At 60.2% G+C, this 20,359-nt stretch carries 20 protein-coding genes; 17 read left to right on the top strand and 3 right to left on the bottom strand.

Annotated features, from left to right (window positions below; all coding sequences use genetic code 11):
• The first annotated feature begins 78 nt into the window (after positions 1–78).
• Both AABM52_RS08720 and AABM52_RS08715 read left to right on the top strand, forming a co-directional pair.
• Positions 79–1,428 (top strand): NCS2 family permease, encoded by a 1,350-nt coding sequence (locus AABM52_RS08720; protein ID WP_347911341.1) that lies wholly within the window; start codon positions 79–81, stop codon positions 1,426–1,428.
• 72 nt (positions 1,429–1,500) lie between these two features.
• On the top strand, positions 1,501–2,127 hold the full coding sequence (locus AABM52_RS08715; RefSeq protein WP_347911340.1) for a LysE family translocator: 627 nt from the start codon (positions 1,501–1,503) through the stop codon (positions 2,125–2,127).
• A gap of 192 nt (positions 2,128–2,319) precedes the next feature.
• On the opposite strand, the gene uraH is transcribed toward AABM52_RS08715, so the two are convergent.
• Positions 2,320–2,673, bottom strand: a complete 354-nt coding sequence (uraH, locus tag AABM52_RS08710) for a hydroxyisourate hydrolase (protein ID WP_007988144.1) — start codon at positions 2,671–2,673, stop codon at positions 2,320–2,322.
• A 434-nt stretch (positions 2,674–3,107) separates the two neighbouring features.
• On the opposite strand from uraH, the gene puuE reads away from it, so the two are divergent.
• The 8 genes from puuE (at position 3,108) to AABM52_RS08670 (ending at position 11,164) form a co-directional block, all read left to right on the top strand.
• Entirely contained in the window at positions 3,108–4,034 is a 927-nt protein-coding gene (puuE, locus tag AABM52_RS08705; RefSeq protein ID WP_347911339.1) for an allantoinase PuuE, read from the top strand.
• Positions 4,031–4,546 carry a 2-oxo-4-hydroxy-4-carboxy-5-ureidoimidazoline decarboxylase gene (uraD, locus tag AABM52_RS08700; RefSeq protein ID WP_347911338.1) on the top strand — a complete coding sequence of 172 codons (516 nt, stop codon included), beginning with the start codon at positions 4,031–4,033 and terminating at the stop codon, positions 4,544–4,546. Before puuE ends, uraD begins: the two co-directional genes overlap by 4 nt.
• Before the next feature lie 90 nt (positions 4,547–4,636).
• Positions 4,637–5,632 (top strand): allantoicase, encoded by a 996-nt coding sequence (alc, locus tag AABM52_RS08695; protein ID WP_347911337.1) that lies wholly within the window; start codon positions 4,637–4,639, stop codon positions 5,630–5,632.
• 117 nt (positions 5,633–5,749) lie between these two features.
• Positions 5,750–6,253, top strand: coding sequence for an ureidoglycolate lyase (locus tag AABM52_RS08690; RefSeq protein WP_085723223.1), 504 nt, complete (start codon positions 5,750–5,752; stop codon positions 6,251–6,253).
• Positions 6,254–6,303: 50 nt separating this feature from the next.
• A complete protein-coding gene (locus AABM52_RS08685) occupies positions 6,304–7,605 on the top strand; it encodes a urate hydroxylase PuuD (RefSeq protein WP_347911336.1) in 1,302 nt (433 codons plus the stop codon).
• 164 nt (positions 7,606–7,769) lie between these two features.
• Positions 7,770–9,128: a nucleobase:cation symporter-2 family protein gene (locus AABM52_RS08680; protein ID WP_057715762.1), complete on the top strand. Its 1,359-nt coding sequence runs from the start codon at positions 7,770–7,772 to the stop codon at positions 9,126–9,128.
• Between the two features lie 87 nt (positions 9,129–9,215).
• Entirely contained in the window at positions 9,216–10,001 is a 786-nt protein-coding gene (locus AABM52_RS08675; RefSeq protein ID WP_347911334.1) for a hypothetical protein, read from the top strand.
• Between the two features lie 377 nt (positions 10,002–10,378).
• Entirely contained in the window at positions 10,379–11,164 is a 786-nt protein-coding gene (locus AABM52_RS08670; protein ID WP_046037576.1) for an outer membrane protein OmpK, read from the top strand.
• A 90-nt stretch (positions 11,165–11,254) separates the two neighbouring features.
• Here the strand turns inward: AABM52_RS08670 and AABM52_RS08665 are convergent, their stop codons facing one another.
• On the bottom strand, positions 11,255–12,427 hold the full coding sequence (locus tag AABM52_RS08665; protein WP_347911333.1) for a patatin-like phospholipase family protein: 1,173 nt from the start codon (positions 12,425–12,427) through the stop codon (positions 11,255–11,257).
• A gap of 34 nt (positions 12,428–12,461) precedes the next feature.
• Positions 12,462–13,394, bottom strand: coding sequence for a lipid A biosynthesis lauroyl acyltransferase (locus AABM52_RS08660; RefSeq protein ID WP_347911332.1), 933 nt, complete (start codon positions 13,392–13,394; stop codon positions 12,462–12,464).
• 118 nt (positions 13,395–13,512) lie between these two features.
• On the opposite strand from AABM52_RS08660, the gene minC reads away from it, so the two are divergent.
• The 7 genes from minC (at position 13,513) to AABM52_RS08625 (ending at position 20,329) form a co-directional block, all read left to right on the top strand.
• Complete coding sequence (minC, locus tag AABM52_RS08655) at positions 13,513–14,250, top strand: septum site-determining protein MinC (protein WP_046037759.1); 738 nt, start codon at positions 13,513–13,515, stop codon at positions 14,248–14,250.
• A 202-nt stretch (positions 14,251–14,452) separates the two neighbouring features.
• Positions 14,453–15,265: a septum site-determining protein MinD gene (gene minD, locus AABM52_RS08650; protein WP_218436028.1), complete on the top strand. Its 813-nt coding sequence runs from the start codon at positions 14,453–14,455 to the stop codon at positions 15,263–15,265.
• 3 nt (positions 15,266–15,268) lie between these two features.
• Entirely contained in the window at positions 15,269–15,523 is a 255-nt protein-coding gene (gene minE, locus AABM52_RS08645) for a cell division topological specificity factor MinE (protein ID WP_007974947.1), read from the top strand.
• A gap of 91 nt (positions 15,524–15,614) precedes the next feature.
• Complete coding sequence (locus tag AABM52_RS08640; RefSeq protein WP_347911331.1) at positions 15,615–16,250, top strand: RluA family pseudouridine synthase; 636 nt, start codon at positions 15,615–15,617, stop codon at positions 16,248–16,250.
• 213 nt (positions 16,251–16,463) lie between these two features.
• Positions 16,464–17,753 carry a M18 family aminopeptidase gene (locus AABM52_RS08635; RefSeq protein ID WP_007974949.1) on the top strand — a complete coding sequence of 430 codons (1,290 nt, stop codon included), beginning with the start codon at positions 16,464–16,466 and terminating at the stop codon, positions 17,751–17,753.
• A 56-nt stretch (positions 17,754–17,809) separates the two neighbouring features.
• Complete coding sequence (locus AABM52_RS08630; protein WP_347912717.1) at positions 17,810–18,097, top strand: hypothetical protein; 288 nt, start codon at positions 17,810–17,812, stop codon at positions 18,095–18,097.
• A gap of 126 nt (positions 18,098–18,223) precedes the next feature.
• Positions 18,224–20,329, top strand: a complete 2,106-nt coding sequence (locus AABM52_RS08625; RefSeq protein WP_347911330.1) for a mechanosensitive ion channel family protein — start codon at positions 18,224–18,226, stop codon at positions 20,327–20,329.
• Positions 20,330–20,359: the final 30 nt, after the last annotated feature.

Below are 20,359 nucleotides of genomic sequence, written 5' to 3'. Positions count from 1 at the left end.
AAGTGCCTCAAAGGGCCGCTGCCACCCTCATGGGTCCGGCCCTGGAAATAACAATAAAACTCTTGAGGAGTATTCGCTGTGGAAAGCCGCAAATCCGAAGCATCGACGCTGGATCTCTCGCCGCCATTACACAATGGCTTGCTGGAACGTCTGTTTAAACTCAGCTTGCACGGCACCACGGTGAAGACCGAGCTGATTGCCGGTCTGACAACCTTCATCACCATGGCTTACATCATTTTCGTCAACCCCAACATCATGGCCGACGCCGGGATCGATCACGGTGCGGCGTTCGTCGCCACCTGCATCGCCGCGGCACTCGGTTGCCTGTTGATGGGCCTGTACGCCAACTGGCCGGTCGGCCTGGCACCAGGCATGGGGCTGAACGCCTTCTTCACCTACACCGTGGTCGGCACCATGGGCTACAACTGGGAAACCGCCCTCGGCGCGGTGTTTGTGTCCGGTGTGTTGTTCATGATCCTGACCTTCTCGCGGATCCGCGAATGGCTGCTCAACAGCATCCCGGTCAGCCTGCGCTTCGCCATGGGCGCCGGCGTGGGTCTGTTCCTGGGGCTGATCGGCCTGAAAACCGCGGGTATCGTCGTCGATAGCCCGGCCACGCTGATCAAGCTCGGCTCCCTGCGCGAACCTGGCCCGCTGCTCGCTGCCGTGTGCTTCCTGATGATCTCCATCCTCAGCTATCACAAGGTGTTCGGCGCGATCCTCATCAGCATCATCACCGTGACCCTCGCTGGCTGGGGTCTGGGCCTGGTGCACTACGAGGGCATCATGTCGGCTCCACCGAGCCTCGCCCCTACCTTCATGGCCATGAACGTCGCCGGCGTGTTCAACGTCAGCATGATCAGCGTGGTCCTGGCGTTCCTCTTCGTACACATGTTCGACACCGCCGGTACCTTGATGGGTGTTGCCCAGCGCGCCAACCTGGTCGGTGCTGACGGCCGCATCGAAAACCTCTCCCGCGCCATGAAAGCCGACAGTGCTTCCAGCGTATTCGGTGCGGTAGTCGGCGTTCCGCCGGTCACCAGCTACGTGGAAAGTGCTGCCGGTGTTGCAGCGGGTGGTCGGACTGGTCTTACCGCAGTGACCGTAGGTGTGCTATTTATTGCAGCCATGTTCTTCGCACCGCTGGCCGGGATGATTCCTGCCTATGCAACCGCGGGTGCGCTGATTTATGTAGCGATGCTGATGATGGGCGGCATGGCCCACATCGAATGGGACGAAGCGACCGACAGCATTCCGGCGATTGTCACCGCAATCATGATGCCGCTGACCTTCTCGGTCGCCGACGGTATCGCACTGGGCTTCATCACCTACGTGGCGCTGAAGGCCGGTACCGGCAAGTACAAGGAAATTTCCGTGAGCCTGTGGGTGCTCTGCGCGATCTTCATCGCCAAGTTCATCTTCTTGTAAGCCACACGCGGTACACGCTTGAAAACAGCCTCACCCCGTCGGGTGGGGCTTTTGTGCAAATGGAGGAAAGTGATGAGTCTGGAAACCTGGCTGCTGTTCAGCGGCGCTGCGCTGATAGTGATCCTGATCCCGGGGCCGCTGTCGTTGCTGATGATCAGCAACAGTCTGAATTACGGCCTGCGCCGCTCTTACCCGGCCTTTCTCGGCGGTGTGTCGGCGTCGATCTGCCTGCTGAGTGCTTCGGCGCTGGGCCTGGGTGCGTTGTTGCTGGCGTCGGAACAGCTGTTCAGCGCTCTGAAGATTCTTGGCGCCCTTTACCTGTTCTACCTCGCCTGGCAGAGCTGGCAGCAATCGCGCCTGCCTTCCCATGGCGCTGAAGTGCCACAGGCCGCGCCAGTGCCACGCTTTCGTGCACTGTTCGGGCGTGCGTTCATGCTGGGCGCGAGCAACCCGAAAGACATCCTGTTCTTCGCCGCTTTCCTGCCGCAGTTCTTGAGTGCCGAACAGCCGTTCCTGCCACAGCTGCTGGTGATGATTGTCACTTGGACACTGCTGGATCTGGCCTGCAAGTTGGCTTATGGCCTCGGTGCCCATGGTGCGGCGCGGTATCTGCGCAGCGGCAAGGGCCAGAGCTGGTTCAACCGGATCAGTGCGGGGTTGTTTGGTGGCGCGGGTGCAGCGTCCCTGCTAAGTCGCTAAAAGCAAAAGCATCGCGAGCAGGCCCACTCCTACATTGGAACGCGTACTCCTGTAGGAGCGAGCTTGCTCGCGATGGCGTCGGCACAGGCGCCACATTCCTACAGACGAAAAAAAGCCCGCAGTGTGAGCGGGCGAAAGACCAAAGAAGCTATATGCGCAGTCGCTTCCAGGGTGCAGCTGCTGCTTGGGGGATCAGCTGCCGCGATAGGTGGAGTAGCTGTAAGGCGAAATCAACAACGGTACGTGGTAGTGATCCTGCTCGGCAGAGATGCCGAAACGCAGCACCACCACATCCAGGAAGGCCGGTTCCGGCAGCTTGACGCCACGGGCGCGGTAGTAATCGCCGGCATGAAACTGAACCTGGTAGACCCCGGTGCGGTAGTCATCGCCTTGCAGCAGCGGTGCATCGACACGACCATCGCTGTTGGTTATCGCGCTGGCGACCAATTCCAGCTGCGAACCTTCAACGCGGTACAACTCGACCTTGATCGAGCTGCCCGGGCAACCGTGTGCTGCGTCCAAAACGTGTGTAGTCAAACGTCCCATTGATTCTGCGCGCCTGCCTGCGTGGAGCAGTCAGACTTCGCGCCTCCCGAAGTCAGTTGAAAAGGAGACCGCACCGATTCGGAGCACGAAAAGCTGCGGCGAGCGACTGATTAAGACATTTTTCAAAAAAATTGTACACAATAAAAACGACATTTTTCGCATTACTCCCGTCATCCGCCTATTTGCCGTCAAATTCACGCTAAACCGCACAGCCTATGAGCCCCTCAATCAATAATTGACCAGTCAGGCAGATTTCTTGCAGGCTCACGCCAATAGCAGTAAAAGATGACAGTCGGTGAAAAATGCGAAAAATCAGGCTTACAAAGTGAATATAAAGTTGTATACAATCAGCCCATCGCTGTGACGCCAGCCTGCCACCCGATTTTCAGCTGCGTCACACCAACCGTCATCATCGAATAAGAAGGAAGCCTGCAGTGAGCGCTGACTACCCACGCGACCTGGTCGGTTACGGCAGTAACCCTCCTCACCCACACTGGCCGGGCAATGCCCGAATCGCCCTGTCGTTCGTACTCAATTACGAAGAAGGCGGCGAGCGCAACATCCTGCACGGCGATAAAGAGTCCGAAGCGTTCCTCTCGGAAATGGTTTCTGCCCAGCCGCTGCAAGGCGCGCGCAACATGAGCATGGAATCCCTCTACGAGTATGGCAGCCGTGCCGGCGTGTGGCGGATCCTGAAACTGTTCAAGGAATTCGACATTCCCCTGACCATCTTCGCCGTGGCCATGGCCGCCCAGCGTCACCCGGACGTGATCCGCGCCATGGTCGATGCCGGCCACGAGATCTGCAGCCACGGCTATCGCTGGATCGACTACCAGTACATGGACGAGAACCAGGAACGCGAGCACATGCTCGAAGCGATCCGCATCCTCACCGAAATCACCGGCGAACGCCCGCTGGGCTGGTACACCGGCCGCACCGGCCCGAACACCCGTCGTCTGGTAATGGAAGAAGGTGGTTTCCTCTACGACTGCGACACCTACGACGACGACCTGCCCTACTGGGAACCGAACAACCCGACCGGCAAGCCGCACCTGGTGATCCCGTATACCCTGGACACCAACGACATGCGCTTCACCCAGGTCCAGGGTTTCAACAAGGGCGACGACTTCTTCGAATACCTGAAAGACGCGTTCGATGTGCTCTACGCCGAAGGCGCCGAGGCACCGAAAATGCTGTCGATCGGCTTGCACTGCCGCCTGATCGGCCGTCCGGCGCGTCTGGCGTCACTCAAGCGCTTTATCGAATACGCTAAAAGTCATGAACAGGTGTGGTTCAGCCGTCGCGTCGACATCGCGCGCCACTGGCAAGAAACCCACCCGTACACAGGGGCTGCCAAATGAGCACCTTTCAAACCGTAAAACCTTCGGCCCTGAGCCGCGATGCCTTCGTCGCCGCTTTCGCCGACATCTACGAACATTCGCCATGGGTGGCCGAGAAGGCCTTCGACCTGGGCCAGGACGCTTCGATCGACCAGATCGAGCCCCTGCACCAGCGCATGAGCGACATCCTGTTGAGCGCCGATCATGCAAGCCAGCTTGCACTGATCAACGCTCACCCGGACCTGGCAGGCCGTGCGGCCGTCCAGGGCCAGTTGACCGAAGCCAGCACCAATGAACAGGCTGGCGCCGGTATTCACCAATGCACGGCCGAAGAGTTCCAGCGCTTCACCGAGCTGAACGACGCCTACAAGGCCAAGTTCAAGTTTCCCTTCATCATGGCGGTAAAAGGCAGCAACCGGCATCAGATCCTCGCAGCGTTCGAAACGCGCATCCACAACCCGGTCGACACCGAGTTCAAATGCGCGCTGGCGGAGATCAACAAGATCGCCCTGTTCCGATTACTGACCCTATAGCAAGCCTGGCCTGAGCGGATTCAAGAACGCCGAATCTACCCAGGGCCTCGCAAGCATCCCAAGCCACTTATTTAAAGGCAGACAAGAAGAATGAAAGCTTACGCCGTACCTTTCGAGAAGTTCGTCAACCTGGCCGATGCCCGCCTGGGCACCAAAATCATCTCGGTCACCGATGACTGGTTCGCAGACGCCAACCGTCTGTTCCAACCGACCCCGGCCGTATGGAAGGAGGGCGTGTTCGATGACAACGGCAAGTGGATGGACGGCTGGGAGTCGCGCCGCAAGCGCTTCGAAGGCTTCGACAGCGCCGTGATCCGCCTGGGCGTACCGGGTTCGATCAAGGGCGTCGACATCGACACTTCATTCTTCACCGGCAACTTCCCGCCGTCGGCGTCCCTGGAAGCCTGCTTCCTGGCCGAAGGCGAGCCGAACGAAAACACCCAGTGGATTGAAGTGCTGTCCGCCGTCGAGCTGCAAGGCAACAGCCACCACTTCCACGAAATCAACAACGACCAGGCCTTCAGCCACCTGCGCTTCAACATCTACCCGGATGGCGGCGTGGCCCGTCTGCGCGTGTACGGTGTGCCGTTCCGTGACTGGTCGGCTACCGGCGACAACGAGCAAGTCGACCTGGCCTCAGCCCTCAACGGCGGCCGCGCCCTCGCCTGCTCCGACGAACACTTCGGCCGCATGAGCAACATCCTCAACCCGGGCCGTGGCATCAACATGGGCGACGGCTGGGAAACCGCACGTCGTCGCACGCCAGGCAATGACTGGGTCATCGTCGCGCTGGGTCATGCCGGCGAAGTCGAGAAAGTCATCGTCGACACCCTGCACTTCAAGGGCAACTACCCGGACACCTGCTCGATTCAGGGCGCGTTCGTGAAGGGCGGCACCGACAGCCAGATCGAAACCCAATCGCTGTTCTGGCGCGAACTGCTGCCGGCGCAGAAACTGGAAATGCACGCCGAACACACCTTCGCCGAGCAGATCAAGGCACTGGGCCCGATCACCCACATCCGCCTGAACGTGTTCCCGGATGGTGGTGTGAGCCGCCTGCGTGTACTGGGCAAGGTCGCTAAATAAGCGCTGAACCCAATCGCGCGCAAGCTCGCTCCCACAGGGGATTGCATTCCAAATGTGGGAGCGAGCTTGCTCGCGATGGCGTCAAAACAAACAACACAGAATTCGGAAAAGAACAGCATGCGCACACTGACGATTGAACCGCTGACCAAAGAAGCCTTCGCCCCTTTCGGTGACGTGATCGAAACCGACGGCAGCGATCACTTCATGATCAACAACGGTTCGACCATGCGCTTCCATAAACTGGCTGTGGTCGAAACCGCTACGCCAGAGGACAACGCGATCATCAGCATCTTCCGCGCCGACGCGCAGGACATGCCGCTGACCGTCAGCATGCTGGAGCGCCACCCGCTGGGCAGCCAGGCTTTCATTCCGCTGCTCGGCAACCCCTTTCTGATCGTGGTCGCGCCACTTGGCGATGAACCTGTATCAGGCTTGGTCCGCGCCTTCGTCACCAACGGCAGGCAGGGCATCAATTACCATCGCGGCGTTTGGCACCACCCGGTGCTGACGATCGAAAAGCGGGATGACTTCCTGGTGGTTGATCGCAGTGGCACAGGCAATAACTGCGATGAGCATTTTTTCAAAGAGGATGAGCGTTTGATCCTCGCCCCCCACCAATAAGAGAAGGTCTGATCACTCGACAACAGAGTGACAGGCGAGAGGTAAAGACTGTGGAAGCACATCTGTTGGAATGGCTGAACCTGAGCGTGCGCTGGGTTCACATGATTACTGGCGTGGCCTGGATCGGTGCGTCGTTCTATTTCGTATGGCTGGAAAACAACCTCAATCGGGTCAACCCGAAAAGCGGTCTGGCTGGCGATTTGTGGGCAATCCACGGTGGCGGCATCTACCACCTGGAAAAATACAAGCTGGCTCCACCAACCATGCCGGACAACCTGCACTGGTTCAAATGGGAAGCCTACTTCACCTGGATGTCGGGTATCGCGCTGCTGTGCGTGGTGTTCTACTCCAACCCGACGCTCTACCTGCTGGCTCCGGGCAGTTCCCTTAGCGGTCCTGAAGGCGTGGCCATCGGTATCGGCTCGCTGTTCATCGGCTGGTTCGTCTACTCCTTCCTGTGCGACTCGGCCCTGGGCAAACGCCCTGCCCTGCTCGGCGGCATCCTATTCGTCCTGATCATCGCCGCGGCCTACGGCTTCAGCAAAGTGTTCAGCGGTCGGGGTGCGTACCTGCACGTCGGCGCGATCATCGGCACCATCATGGTCGGCAACGTGTTCCGCATCATCATGCCGGCGCAACGCGCACTGGTTGCGGCGATCGCCGAAAACCGCACGCCGGACCCGGCATTGCCGGCCAAAGGCCTGCTGCGTTCGCGTCACAACAACTACTTCACCTTGCCGGTGCTGTTCATCATGATCAGCAACCACTTCCCGAGCACCTACGGCAGCCAGTACAACTGGTTGATCCTGGCCGGGATCGCGGTACTGGCAGTGTTGGTGCGTCACTACTTCAACACCCGTCACGACAGCCACAAGTTTGCCTGGACCCTGCCCGTGGCAGCCGTCGGCATGATCAGCCTGGCTTACGTCACCGGCCCTGCGCCGCTGAACAGCCCGGAAGTGGCCAAGGCCCCAGCGAAGATCGAATACCAGCCGCTGCCGGAAACAGCAGTGGGCGGTGGTTTGAAACCGGCTGAAGCCAAACCTGCAGAGGCGCCAGCCGCCGCACCGGCGCAAGCGTCCAACGCCGGCCCTGGCTTTGACAAAGTGCACAGCGTGATTCAAGAACGTTGCGCGGTTTGCCACTCGGCCAAGCCGACCAGTCCGCTGTTCAGTGCGGCCCCTGCCGGTGTGATGTTCGACACTCCCGAGCAGATCCGCCAGAACGCACCGCGGATTCAGGCGCAAGCCGTCACCAGCCAGATCATGCCACTGGGCAACATCACGCAGATGACCCAGCAGGAACGTGACCTGATCGGTGCCTGGATTGTGCAGGGAGCCCAGACCAATTAATCGTTAAAAGCTTCGCGAGCAGGCTCGCTCCCACAGGTTTTGCATGGCCTGTGTGGGAGCGGGCTTGCCCGCGAATGGCCGCAAAGCGGCCCACCAGATTCGAATACAGCTGCCAGCGGCACTGCAGCTGTAAATCACAAGAATAAAAAGATCCGAGGTGTTGCATGTCCGAGCTATCCGAAGCGCGCATCCCCGACGCACCCGCCATTCAGCGTTTGCCCCTCTTGCAACTGATCCTGGTCGGTTTGCAACATGTTCTGCTGATGTACGGTGGTGCCATCGCGGTACCGCTGATCATCGGACAGGCCGCTGGCCTGAGTCGTGAAGAAATCGCCTTCCTGATCAACGCCGACCTGCTGGTGGCGGGTATTGCCACCATCGTCCAGTCCCTCGGCATCGGTCCCATGGGCATTCGCATGCCGGTGATGATGGGCGCCAGTTTCGCCGCCGTCGGCAGCATGGTCGCCATGGCCGGCATGCCCGGTATCGGCCTGCAAGGGATCTTCGGCGCGACCATCGCCGCCGGGTTCTTCGGCATGATCATCGCCCCGTTCATGTCCAAGGTCGTACGTTTCTTCCCGCCCCTGGTGACCGGTACGGTCATCACCTCAATCGGTTTGTCGCTGTTCCCCGTGGCCGTGAACTGGGCCGGCGGCGGTGCGAGCGCCACTCAATTCGGTTCACCGATCTACCTGACCATCGCCGCACTGGTACTGGGCACCATCTTGCTGGTGCACCGTTTCATGCGCGGCTTCTGGGTCAACATTTCCGTACTGATCGGCATGTGCCTGGGCTATGTGCTCTGCGGCCTGCTCGGCATGGTCGACCTCAGTGGCATGGCTCAGGCGCCATGGCTGCAATTCGTCACTCCGCTGCACTTCGGCATGCCGAAATTCGAGCTCGCGCCGATCCTGTCGATGTGCCTGGTGGTGGTGATCATTTTCGTCGAGTCCACCGGGATGTTTCTTGCGCTGGGCAAGATCACCGGCCAGGAAGTCTGCCCACGGATGCTGCGTCGCGGTTTGCTGTGCGATGCCGGCGCCTCGTTTTTCGCCGGTTTCTTCAACACCTTCACCCACTCTTCCTTCGCCCAGAACATCGGCCTGGTGCAGATGACCGGCGTGCGCTGCCGCTCGGTGACCATCGTTGCCGGCGGGTTGCTGATCGTCTTGAGCCTGCTGCCCAAAGCCGCGTTTTTGGTGGCGTCGATTCCTCCGGCAGTACTGGGTGGCGCAGCGATTGCGATGTTCGGCATGGTCGCCGCCACGGGGATCAAGATTCTCCAGGAAGCCGACATCGGTGACCGTCGCAACCAGTTGCTGGTGGCGGTGAGCATCGGCATGGGCCTGATCCCGGTCGTACGCCCGGAGTTTTTCGCCCACCTGCCCGTGTGGATGAGCCCGATCACCCACAGTGGCATCGCCATGGCCACCCTCAGCGCGCTAACGCTGAACCTGTTGTTCAACATCCTGGGTGGCGCCGAGCGCGCGGCCATCAACGACTGCCACGCTCACACACATTGATCTGACGGATAACCAAGGGGGCCTGCCTGTGGCCAGCCCCCTGGCCACAACCTGCGCCTCAAAAATAAAAACAAGAGGGAGCAACAGATGATTCGGACACAAACCAACCTGCTGTTGGGTGCTGGCCTGCTGGCCGCGAGTCAGGCCATGGCCGGCGATTTGCTGCTGTGGCAGACCAACAGCCTGAGCTACCTGTACGGCAAGGATTTCGTGGTCAACCCGTCGATCCAGCAGACGATAACCTTCGAGCACGCCGACCGCTGGAAGTACGGCGACAACTTCCTGTTCGTCGACAGCACCTGGTACAACGGCGAACAAGACCGCAACAAAGGCGCTCACGCCTACTACGGCGAGCTCAGCCCGCGCCTCTCCTTCGGCAAGATCCTCGACCGCCGTTTCGAATTCGGCCCGATCAAGGACGTGCTGCTGGCCATGACCTACGAGAACGGCGAAGACGACACCGAGGCCTACCTGATCGGCCCCGGTTTCGACCTCGCGGTACCGGGCTTCAACTTTTTCACCCTGAATTTCTACTATCGCCAGACCGAAGGCTCGCGCCCTGGCGATGACGTCTGGCAGATCACGCCCGCCTGGTCCTACACCCTTCCACTGGGCAACTCGAACCTGTTGATCGACGGCTACATGGACTGGGTCGTGGACAACGACCAGAACGCCCGCGGCACTTATCACGCCAACCTGCACTTCAACCCGCAGATCAAGTACGACATGGGCAAGGCCATGGGCTGGCGGGAGAAACAGGTGTACGTCGGCGTCGAATACAGCTATTGGAAAGACAAGTACGGTATCGAAAACAGCTCCAACTTCGACACCAATGAAAACACCACCAGCCTGCTGGTAAAGGTGCACTTCTGATGCTGCCCCGCAACCGCGCCCCAAACCTGTCGTCGGTGCGCCGTTGCGGAGCACTTGAGACCTGGCCGAGGAGTCAGTATTCTCCGCGGCCGCCCGAATCCGGTTTAAAAAAAAGCCCGGATGTAAAACCTGACCAGGAAGCCAACTTATCCCGGCTTCGGCAGGCACCAAGGCACTCCAAAACCCCTCTCAATCGACCGCTCTTGAGCCGCCGAACGGGAGTTTTTTTGCTTTTTGAAAGCCTTGGCTCAGCTCTTGCTAACAGCATTAAAGCTGACCGAATGGATGATTTTTTACCGCTACGGAAACAGGCGCCACACCAGAGCGCCGACTTTAAAATAACAACGTGGAACCACCTACTTTTTGGGAGCAACCGAATGAAACGTACGTGCACTAGCCTGATGCTGGCGGGATCATTGCTGGCGGGGGGTCAGGCCATGGCCGGCGACTTGCTGCAATGGCAGAACAACAGCCTGAGCTACCTCTATGGCAAGGACTTCCAGGTCAACCCGCGCATCCAGCAAACGGTGACCTTTGAACACGCCGACGGTTGGAAATACGGCGACAACTTCTTCTTCATCGACAAGATCTTCTACAACGGCAAGGAAGACGCCTTCGCGGGCAAGAACAGCCACTACGGTGAGCTCAGCCCGCGCCTGTCGTTCAACAAGATCTTCGACCAGAAGTTCGAGTTCGGCCCGATCAAGGACGTCCTGCTGGCCATGACCTACGAGTTCGGTGAAGACGATACCGAGTCCTACCTGATCGGCCCTGGTTTCGACCTGGCCATCCCGGGCTTCGATTACTTCCAGCTGAACTTCTACAACCGCCACACCGAAGGCGACCGCCCGGGCGATAACATCTGGCAGGTCACGCCGGTCTGGTCCTACACCATCCCGGTGGGCGGCTCGGACGTGCTGATCGACGGCTTCATGGATTGGGTCGTCGACAACGACGTGAACAAAAAAGGCGAATACCACGCCAACCTGCACTTCAATCCGCAGGTCAAATACGACTTGGGCAAGGCGTTGAACCTGGGTGCCAAGCAGTTGTACGTGGGTGTCGAGTACGACTACTGGAAAAACAAGTACGGTATCGAAGACAGCCAGGGCTTCAAGACCGATCAGAGCGTGACCAGCTTCCTGGTCAAGGTTCACTTCTGATTTAAGAAGCTTCGCGAGCAGGCTCGCTCCTACAGTGGAACGAAAATCCCTGTGGGAGCGAGCCTGCTCGCGAAAGCCTCACCACAAGTCTCAAACCGAAAGCACAGGCTCTTCCAACCCCAGAAAGCGGCACAACTCCCCGCGCTTGGCCAACGCATCCCGTCGCCCCAGTTCGATCAATTCGCTGCAATACCCCGCCTCGAACAGCAGGTAACTCAAAACCCCCGCCCCGCTGGTCTTGGTCGCACCCGGCCCGCGCAAAAACAGGCGCAACGCCGCCGGCAATTCCTGGCGATGGCGCGCGGCAATCTCATCGATCGGCTGGCTCGGTGAAATCACCAATACGTCAACCGGCGCCACGCCCAATGCGCGGATGGGTGTACCGTCGGGCATCAGGTGACTGAACTGGTTCAGACGCTGTAACAGTTCGATGTCGCTTTCCAGGCTGTCAATGAATGTACTGTTGAGCATGTGCCCGCCGATCTGCGCCAGGGTCGGCTGCTGACCGGTGTAGCTGCGCGGCAAGGGTTGTTGCGGGTCAACCCCGCGCGGGTTGCCGCTGACGCCCACCACCAGCACCCGACTGGCGCCCAGATGCAGCGCCGGACTGATCGGCGCCGACTGACGCACCGCGCCATCACCGAAATACTCTTCGCCGATTTTCACCGGGGCGAACAGCAGCGGAATCGCCGAACTGGCGAGTAGATGTTCAACCGACAGTTGGGTGGGAACGCCGATGCGTCGATGGCGCAACCAGGCATCGATCTTGCCGCCGCCCTGATAGAAGGTGACTGCCTGGCCGGACTCATAACCGAACGCGGTGACCGCCACCGCATGCAATTGTTGCTGTGCGATCGCTTCGGCGATGCCGCCCATATGCAGCTTGTCGTTGAGCAGATCCCGCAGCGGCGAGCTGTTGAGCAGCGCCACCGGCATGTGCCTTCCGATGCCGAGCAAACTGTGGCTGACAAAGCGGCTGGCCTGGCGGATCACCCCGGGCCAGTCGCTGCGCAACACCAGATGACTGCGAAAGCCCTGCCAGAAGGCCGTCAGACGTTCGATGGCGTTACGAAAATCCATCGCCCCGCTGGCGAGGCTGACGGCATTGATCGCGCCCGCCGAGGTGCCGACAATCACTGGAAACGGATTGCGAGCCCCCGGCGGCAGCAATTCGGCAATCGCCGCCAGCACCCCGACCTGATAGGCCGCCCGAGCCCCGCCACCGGAAAGAATCAACCCTGTAACCGGTTCAACTGGACTCATCGCAACACTCCATGGTGCTTGGAAAAACGGTTACTCAACCGCGCTTGGCGTACAGCTTGGGCTCGCCCGGTGGACGGCTCTTGAAGCGGCGGTGGGCCCACAGGTATTGCTCGGGATGCTCGCGCAGAACGCTTTCGATCCATTGATTGATGCGCAGGCAGTCCTCTTCTTCGGTTTCGCCGGGGAAGCCTTCGAGCGGCGCATGGATCACCAGGCGATAACCGCTGCCGTCCGCCAGACGCTCCTGGGTGAACGGCACCACCAGCGCCTTGCCCAGGCGCGCAAACTTGCTGGTTGCGGTGACGGTCGCGGCCTGAATGCCGAACAGCGGCACGAAAATGCTTTGCTTGGCGCCGTAGTCCTGATCCGGTGCGTACCAGATCGCCCGACCCGAGCGCAGCAATTTGAGCATGCCGCGCACGTCTTCGCGCTCCACCGCCAGCGAATCGAGGTTGTGCCGCTCGCGGCCCTGGCGCTGGATGTAGTCGAACAGCGGATTCTTGTGCTCGCGGTACATGCCGTCGATGGTGTGCTGCTGACCGAGCAACGCCGCGCCGATTTCCAGCGTCGTGAAGTGCAGGGCCATCAGGATCACGCCCTTGCCCTCACGCTGGGCCTTCTGCAAATGCTCCAGCCCTTCGATATGAGCGAGACTCGCCAGGCGCTTGCGCGACCACCACCAGCTCATCGCCATTTCAAAGAAAGCGATGCCGGTGGAGGCGAAGTTTTCCTTGAGCAGGCGCTTGCGTTCGGCGGCGGTTTTTTCCGGAAAACACAGTTCCAGATTGCGCTTGGCAATGCGCCGTCTGTCGCCGGCTACCCGATACATCAAAGCGCCCAGGACACGACCGATCCACAGCAGTGCCGGATACGGCAGCTGGACGATCAGCCACAACAGCCCCAAGCCACACCACAACGGCCAGAAACGTGGAGATAGAAATGCTTTTCGAAAACGCGGGCGGTCCATTAATGCTTCCGGAATGACAATGGCCGCGCATTCTACATCGTTCGACCCGGCTTGCGGCCCGCGGGCGTTCTCGTTATAAGTCTCGGCACTTTTAGTGACAAGTCGTTGTATGCCGACCATGAGCCAAACCGAACCGCTAGACCAAGATCCCGTGTTCCAGTTGAAGGGCAGCATGCTGGCCATTACGGTGCTGGAACTGGCCCGTAACGACCTCGAAAGCCTTGATCGGCAACTGGCCGCCAAGGTCGCCCAGGCGCCCAACTTCTTCAGCAACGCGCCGCTGGTACTGGCCCTGGACAAACTCCCGGCCAACGAAGGCGCGGTCGATCTGCCAGGGCTGATGCGCGTCTGCCGCCAGCATGGCCTGCGTACCCTGGCGATCCGTGCCAGCCGTATCGAAGACATCGCCGCCGCCATCGCGGTCGACCTGCCGGTGTTGCCACCGTCCGGTGCCCGGGAGCGTCCACTGGACCTCACCGAAGGCGAACCGAAGAAAAAACCGGAAAAACCGCCCGAGCCGACCATCAAGCCGACGAAAATCATCACCTCGCCGGTACGCGGCGGTCAGCAGATTTATGCCCAGGGCTGCGATCTGGTGGTGATCTCCTCGGTCAGCCCGGGGGCGGAACTTCTCGCCGATGGCAACATCCATGTATACGGCCCGATGCGTGGTCGCGTGTTGGCCGGCGTCAAGGGCGACACCAAGGCGCGGATTTTCTGTCAGCAAATGAGTGCTGAACTGATTTCCATCGCCGGGCATTACAAGGTTTCCGAAGATCTGCGCCGCGACCCTCTATGGGGTTCGGGTGTGCAGGTCAGCCTGTCCGGCGACGTGTTGAACATCATTCGGCTTTAACGGATACTGCCGCATTTTCCAAGCATCTCTAAAACGTAGCGAAAACGGCTCAAACGAAGTAGGAAAAAGGCCGAAAGCAGTGTTTACCGGGGGTAAACGCCGCTCAAAACCGGATTCCAGCCAAGGCTGTCCGACTGCAGTAGTTTTTCAGGAGATGTTTTTCAGGGACTGAAAAGTCCTTTTTCCTTAGGGGTGAAACACCTTGGCCAAGATTCTCGTGGTTACATCCGGCAAGGGTGGTGTGGGTAAGACCACCACCAGCGCCGCTATCGGTACCGGCCTCGCTCTGCGCGGCCACAAAACAGTGATCGTCGACTTCGACGTGGGCTTGCGTAACCTCGACTTGATCATGGGTTGCGAGCGCCGCGTGGTGTATGACTTCGTCAACGTGGTCAACGGCGAAGCCAACCTGCAACAGGCCCTGATCAAAGACAAGCGCCTGGAAAACCTCTACGTGCTGGCCGCCAGCCAGACCCGCGACAAAGACGCGCTGACCGTCGAAGGCGTGGAAAAAGTCCTGATGCAACTCAAGGAAGACTTTGAGTTCGTGGTCTGCGACTCCCCGGCAGGCATCGAGAAAGGCGCCCACCTGGCCATGTACTTCGCTGACGAAGCGATCGTCGTGACCAACCCGGAAGTCTCTTCGGTACGTGACTCCGACCGCATGCTCGGCCTGCTGGCCAGCAAGTCCCGTCGCGCCGAACGCGGTGAAGACCCGATCAAGGAACACCTGCTGATCACCCGCTACCACCCGGAGCGTGTCGAAAAAGGCGAAATGCTTGGCGTCGAAGACGTCAAGGAAATCCTATCGGTGACCCTGCTCGGCGTGATCCCTGAATCCCAGGCGGTGCTCAAGGCATCCAACCAGGGCGTTCCGGTGATCCTCGACGACCAGAGCGATGCCGGCCAGGCCTACAGCGATACCGTTGACCGCCTGCTGGGCAAAACCGTGGAGCATCGTTTCCTTGATGTACAGAAGAAGGGATTCTTCGAGCGCCTGTTTGGAGGCAACTAAGCAATGAACCTTTTTGACTTCTTTCGTGCCAACAAAAAGCAAAGCACCGCGTCGGTAGCGAAAGAGCGTCTACAGATCATCGTGGCGCACGAACGCGGCCAACGCAGTACCCCGGACTACCTGCCGGCCTTGCAGAAGGAACTGGTCGAGGTGATCCGCAAGTACGTCAATATCGGGTCCGATGACGTGCATGTCGCACTGGAAAGCCAGGGCAGTTGCTCGATTCTGGAACTCAATATCACCCTGCCTGATCGCTGAGTCGATCCGCCAGGAGCCACGGCGGCTCAGGTCCCTTCTGCAACCGGAAGGGACCTGAGCCGCCGTTGGCGTTTGTTACGAGGCTGTTTTAATGCCGTTGTCCAACATCCACATCATCCATCAGGATGCCGCCGTACTGGTGGTGAACAAACCGACCCTGTTGCTCTCTGTCCCTGGCCGGGCCGATGACAACAAGGACTGCCTGATTACCCGCCTGCAGGAAAACGGCTACCCGGAAGCGCGAATCGTCCACCGACTGGACTGGGAGACGTCCGGCATCATCCTGCTGGCCCGCGACCCGGATACCCATCGCGAGCTGTCCCGGCAATTTCACGACCGCGAAACGGAAAAGGCCTACACCGCCCTGTGCTGGGGTCAGCCGGAACTGGACAGCGGCAGCATCGACCTGCCCTTGCGCTACGACCCGCCGACCAAGCCGCGCCACGTGGTCGACCATGAATTCGGCAAACATGCGCTGACCTTCTGGAAGGTGCTCGAACGTTGCGGCAACTGGTGCCGCGTCGAACTGACACCGATCACCGGCCGTTCCCACCAGTTGCGCGTGCACATGCTCTCGATTGGCCATCCGCTGCTGGGTGACGGGCTCTATGCCCATGAACAAGCGCTGGCGGCCTGGCCGCGATTGTGCCTGCACGCGAGCATGCTCAGCTTCACCCACCCGCAAAGTGGCGAGCGCCTGCGCTTCGAGTGTCCGGCACCGTTCTGAAGCTACAACTGCAGTCAGTGTGGGAGCGAGCCTGCTCGCGAAAGCGGTGTATCAGACAATGCAAATGTCGATTGACACTCCGTCTTCGCGAGCAGGCTCGCTCCCACAGGGTTCGCCTTCACATTCAACTTCGGCGCCCCTCCCAACATCAGCCCACCGCCAATTCCATGGCTAATACGTTAAACTGGCGCCACTGCTGTCTGGAGCTACTTTATGCGCGAAGAGTTGAACCAAGGCCTGATCGATTTCCTCAAGGCCTCCCCTACCCCGTTCCATGCCACCGCCAGCCTTGTCCAGCGTCTGGAAGCGGCGGGCTATCAACGCCTCGACGAGCGTGAGCCGTGGAATACCGAAGCCAACGGTCGCTATTACGTCACCCGCAACGACTCTTCGATTGTCGCGATCAAGATGGGCCGTCACTCACCGCTGCACGGCGGCATTCGCCTCGTCGGCGCCCACACCGACAGCCCGTGCCTGCGCGTCAAGCCGCAACCGGAACTGCAACGCCAGGGCTTCTGGCAACTGGGCGTCGAAGTCTATGGCGGCGCGCTGCTGGCGCCGTGGTTCGACCGTGACCTGTCCCTGGCGGGCCGCGTAACCTTCCGCCGTGATGGCAAGGTCGAAAGCCAGTTGATCGACTTCAAGGCCCCGGTCGCGATCATTCCGAACCTGGCGATTCACCTCAACCGGGAAGCCAACATGGGTTGGGCAATCAATGCCCAGACCGAACTGCCGCCGATCCTCGCGCAATTTGCCGGTGACGAGCGCGTTGACTTCCGCGCGGTGCTCACCGACCAGCTCGCCCGCGAACACGGCCTGAATGCCGACGTGGTGCTCGATTACGAGTTGAGTTTCTACGACACCCAAAGCGCGGCGGTCATTGGCCTGCATGGCGACTTCATCGCCGGCGCGCGCCTGGACAACCTGCTGTCGTGCTACGCCGGCCTGCAAGCGCTGCTGACGGCCGACACCGACGAAACCTGCGTGCTGGTCTGCAACGACCACGAAGAAGTCGGTTCCTGCTCGGCCTGCGGTGCCGACGGCCCGATGCTTGAGCAAACCTTGCGTCGCCTGCTGCCTGAAGGTGATGAATTCGTACGCACCATTCAGAAATCCCTGCTGGTTTCGGCTGACAACGCCCACGGCGTGCATCCGAACTACGCCGACAAGCACGACGCCAACCACGGCCCGAAACTCAACGCTGGCCCGGTGATCAAGGTCAACAGCAACCAGCGCTACGCCACAAACAGCGAAACCGCCGGGTTCTTCCGTCACCTGTGCATGGCTGAAGAAGTGCCGGTGCAAAGCTTCGTGGTGCGCAGCGACATGGGCTGTGGTTCGACGATCGGCCCGATCACCGCCAGCCACCTGGGCGTGCGCACCGTGGACATCGGCCTGCCGACGTTCGCCATGCACTCGATCCGCGAACTGTGCGGCAGCCATGACCTGGCGCATCTGGTCAAGGTGCTGAGCGCGTTCTACGCCTGCCGCGAGTTGCCGTAACGCCGGTAGGAGCTGCCGCAGGCTGCGATCTTTTGATTCTGATTTTGACGCCATGATTGTTCGCCGAAGATCAAAAGATCGCAGCCTTCGGCAGCTCCTACACACATCACACCGGCCGCATCAAAAGCGGCCTAGACTTCAAGTATCCCTTTGACAAGGCTGTCTCCATGATTTCGATGTCTACCTTCCACGCCATGCTGATTCCGATTCTTGCCGGGATGCTCCTGCTGGCCGTCGGCTTCAACTTTCGCGATAAAAATGCTGGTGTGTTTGCCATGTGGATCGGCATGCTGACCATTCTCGCGACCGTGGTGATCAAGATCCTCGCCAAACTCAACGAATAATTCATCGCCCTTGGCTCGCATTGATTTTGACGGGCTCGTACACTCGGTCGATCCGCTCCCTGCGAGGTTGACCGCCTAGTGTTCGCTCGTCTTTTTGCCCTCCCTTGTTTTTTCCTTGTCTGCCTGATGACGCTGCTGTCAGTGGCGCCTGCCCAGGCGGCCGGCCTGCCTGGCCTGCTCAACCAGGCCAAGGCGCAGCCCGAAGCACAGATACCGCTGGGGCAGTCCCTGGACGAAGTGATCAAGTCACTGGAAAACGACCAGCAACGCACCAAGCTGCTGGCCGACCTGAAAAAGCTCCGTGACACCACCAAACAGGCCCAGCCGATTACCGAAGAAGGCGTGCTGGGCCTGATCGGCGGAACTCTGGCCAATTTCGAGAAAAAGTTTTCCGGCGACGACAGTCCGCTCATGCGCTGGTCCAGTGAGTTCGAGCAGGCCAGGGAAGAACTGGTGGCGCTGGCGCTGCCGGCCAATGAATGGCTGCCCATGCTGTTCGCCTTTGCCATGATCCTGATGGTCTGGAGCCTGCTGGCCGCCGCCCTGATCTGGATCAGCCACCGCGTGCGGATGCGTTTCGGCCTGACCGAAGAACTGCCGCAGCACCCCCGGGCCCTGGACATGCTGCGTTTTGCGCTGCGCAAACTCGGGCCATGGCTGATCGCCCTGGTGATCACGGTCTACATGAGCTACGCCCTGCCCTCGTCCCTGGGCAAGAGCCTGGCGATGGTGCTGGCCTATGCGCTGGTGGTCGGCACCTGCTTCTCGGCCATCTGCGTGATTGCCTTTTCCCTGCTCGACGGCCCACACCGCCACCGTGCCTTGTACATCCTGCGGCACCAGGCGTTTCGGCCGCTGTGGCTGATCGGCAGCTTCGCCGCGTTTGGCGAAGCCCTGAGCGATCCGCAACTGGTCAACAGCCTCGGCAGCCATCTGGCCCATACCGCCGCGACGGTTGCCAATGTCCTGGCCGCGCTCTCCACGGGGCGCTTTATCCTGCGCTTCCGCCGGCCGATCGCCCACCTGATCCGCAACCAGCCGCTGTCCCGGCGCCTGACCCGTCGCGCGCTCAACGATACCCTGTCGATTCTCGGCACCTTCTGGTACGTACCGGCGCTGGTGCTGGTGGCCATCTCGCTGTTCGCGACGTTCATTTCCGCCGGCGACACCAGCACCGCCCTGCGCCAGTCGCTGATCTGTACCGTGTTGCTGGTGCTGTGCATGGTCATCAACGGCCTGGTACGCCGCCACGGCCTCAAACCCCAACGCGGTATCCGGCGCTACGCCGTGTATTCGGAACGGCTGAGAAATTTCTTCTACACCATCGCCCACCTGCTGGTGTGGCTGGGGTTTATCGAGCTCGGCCTGCGGGTCTGGGGCATGTCGTTGATCCGCTTTACCGAAGGCGATGGCCATGAAGTCAGCGTCAAATTGTTCAGCCTCGCCGGCACGCTGCTGTTTGCCTGGCTGATCTGGATTCTGAGCGACACCGCCGTGCATCACGCACTCACCCGCTCGCGCAAAGGCCTGGCCAATGCCCGCGCACAAACGATGATGCCGCTGATCCGCAACGTGCTGTTCGTGGCCATTTTCATCGTCGCGCTGATCGTTGCCCTGGCGAACATGGGCATGAACGTCACGCCACTGCTGGCCGGTGCCGGCGTGATCGGCCTGGCCATCGGTTTTGGTGCGCAGTCACTGGTAGCCGACCTGATTACCGGGTTGTTCATCATCATCGAAGACTCCCTGGCCATCGACGACTACGTGGATGTCGGCGGCCACCTCGGCACAGTCGAAGGCCTGACCATCCGCACCGTGCGCCTGCGGGACATCGACGGCATCGTCCACACCATTCCGTTCAGTGAAATCAAAAGCATCAAGAACTACTCCCGGGAATTCGGCTACGCGATCTTCCGGGTAGCGGTGCCGGCCAACATGGACATCGACAACGCCATCAAACTGATGCGCGAGGTCGGCCAGAAAATGCGCACCGATCCATTGCAGCGACGCAACATCTGGTCGCCGCTGGAGTTCCAGGGGGTGGAAAGTTTCGAGTCGGGCAACGCGATCCTGCGCGCCCGCTTCAAGACTGCGCCGATCAAACAGTGGGAGGTGTCGCGAGCGTTCAACCTGTCACTCAAGCGGCACATGGATGAAGCCGGGATGGATCTGGCGATGCCGCGGATGAGTATTCAGGTAGTAACGGAGGGCAGTGGGCAGGAAAAGGAATAACGAACAAGGTGCAACTCGGGGAGGAACCCC

The sequence above is a fragment of the Pseudomonas grandcourensis genome (assembly GCF_039909015.1).
GTDB lineage: Bacteria > Pseudomonadota > Gammaproteobacteria > Pseudomonadales > Pseudomonadaceae > Aquipseudomonas > Aquipseudomonas grandcourensis.
The sequence above is the reverse complement of the archived record's forward strand: the minus strand, read 5'-3'. Positions and strand labels throughout refer to the sequence as shown.

Bases quoted from the DNA above. Each gene is read 5' to 3' on its own strand.
- minE (WP_007974947.1), top strand. From the start codon at position 15,269: ATGAACCTTTTTGACTTCTTTCGTGCCAACAAAAAGCAAAGCACCGCG.
- AABM52_RS08660 (WP_347911332.1), bottom strand. From the start codon at position 13,394: ATGGACCGCCCGCGTTTTCGAAAAGCATTTCTATCTCCACGTTTCTGG.
- uraD (WP_347911338.1), top strand. From the start codon at position 4,031: ATGAGCACCTTTCAAACCGTAAAACCTTCGGCCCTGAGCCGCGATGCC.
- minC (WP_046037759.1), top strand. From the start codon at position 13,513: ATGAGCCAAACCGAACCGCTAGACCAAGATCCCGTGTTCCAGTTGAAG.
- AABM52_RS08680 (WP_057715762.1), top strand. From the start codon at position 7,770: ATGTCCGAGCTATCCGAAGCGCGCATCCCCGACGCACCCGCCATTCAG.
- AABM52_RS08635 (WP_007974949.1), top strand. From the start codon at position 16,464: ATGCGCGAAGAGTTGAACCAAGGCCTGATCGATTTCCTCAAGGCCTCC.
- AABM52_RS08715 (WP_347911340.1), top strand. From the start codon at position 1,501: ATGAGTCTGGAAACCTGGCTGCTGTTCAGCGGCGCTGCGCTGATAGTG.
- AABM52_RS08665 (WP_347911333.1), bottom strand. From the start codon at position 12,427: ATGAGTCCAGTTGAACCGGTTACAGGGTTGATTCTTTCCGGTGGCGGG.
- AABM52_RS08690 (WP_085723223.1), top strand. From the start codon at position 5,750: ATGCGCACACTGACGATTGAACCGCTGACCAAAGAAGCCTTCGCCCCT.
- AABM52_RS08675 (WP_347911334.1), top strand. From the start codon at position 9,216: ATGATTCGGACACAAACCAACCTGCTGTTGGGTGCTGGCCTGCTGGCC.
- uraH (WP_007988144.1), bottom strand. From the start codon at position 2,673: ATGGGACGTTTGACTACACACGTTTTGGACGCAGCACACGGTTGCCCG.
- alc (WP_347911337.1), top strand. From the start codon at position 4,637: ATGAAAGCTTACGCCGTACCTTTCGAGAAGTTCGTCAACCTGGCCGAT.
- AABM52_RS08625 (WP_347911330.1), top strand. From the start codon at position 18,224: ATGACGCTGCTGTCAGTGGCGCCTGCCCAGGCGGCCGGCCTGCCTGGC.
- AABM52_RS08640 (WP_347911331.1), top strand. From the start codon at position 15,615: ATGCCGTTGTCCAACATCCACATCATCCATCAGGATGCCGCCGTACTG.
- AABM52_RS08670 (WP_046037576.1), top strand. From the start codon at position 10,379: ATGAAACGTACGTGCACTAGCCTGATGCTGGCGGGATCATTGCTGGCG.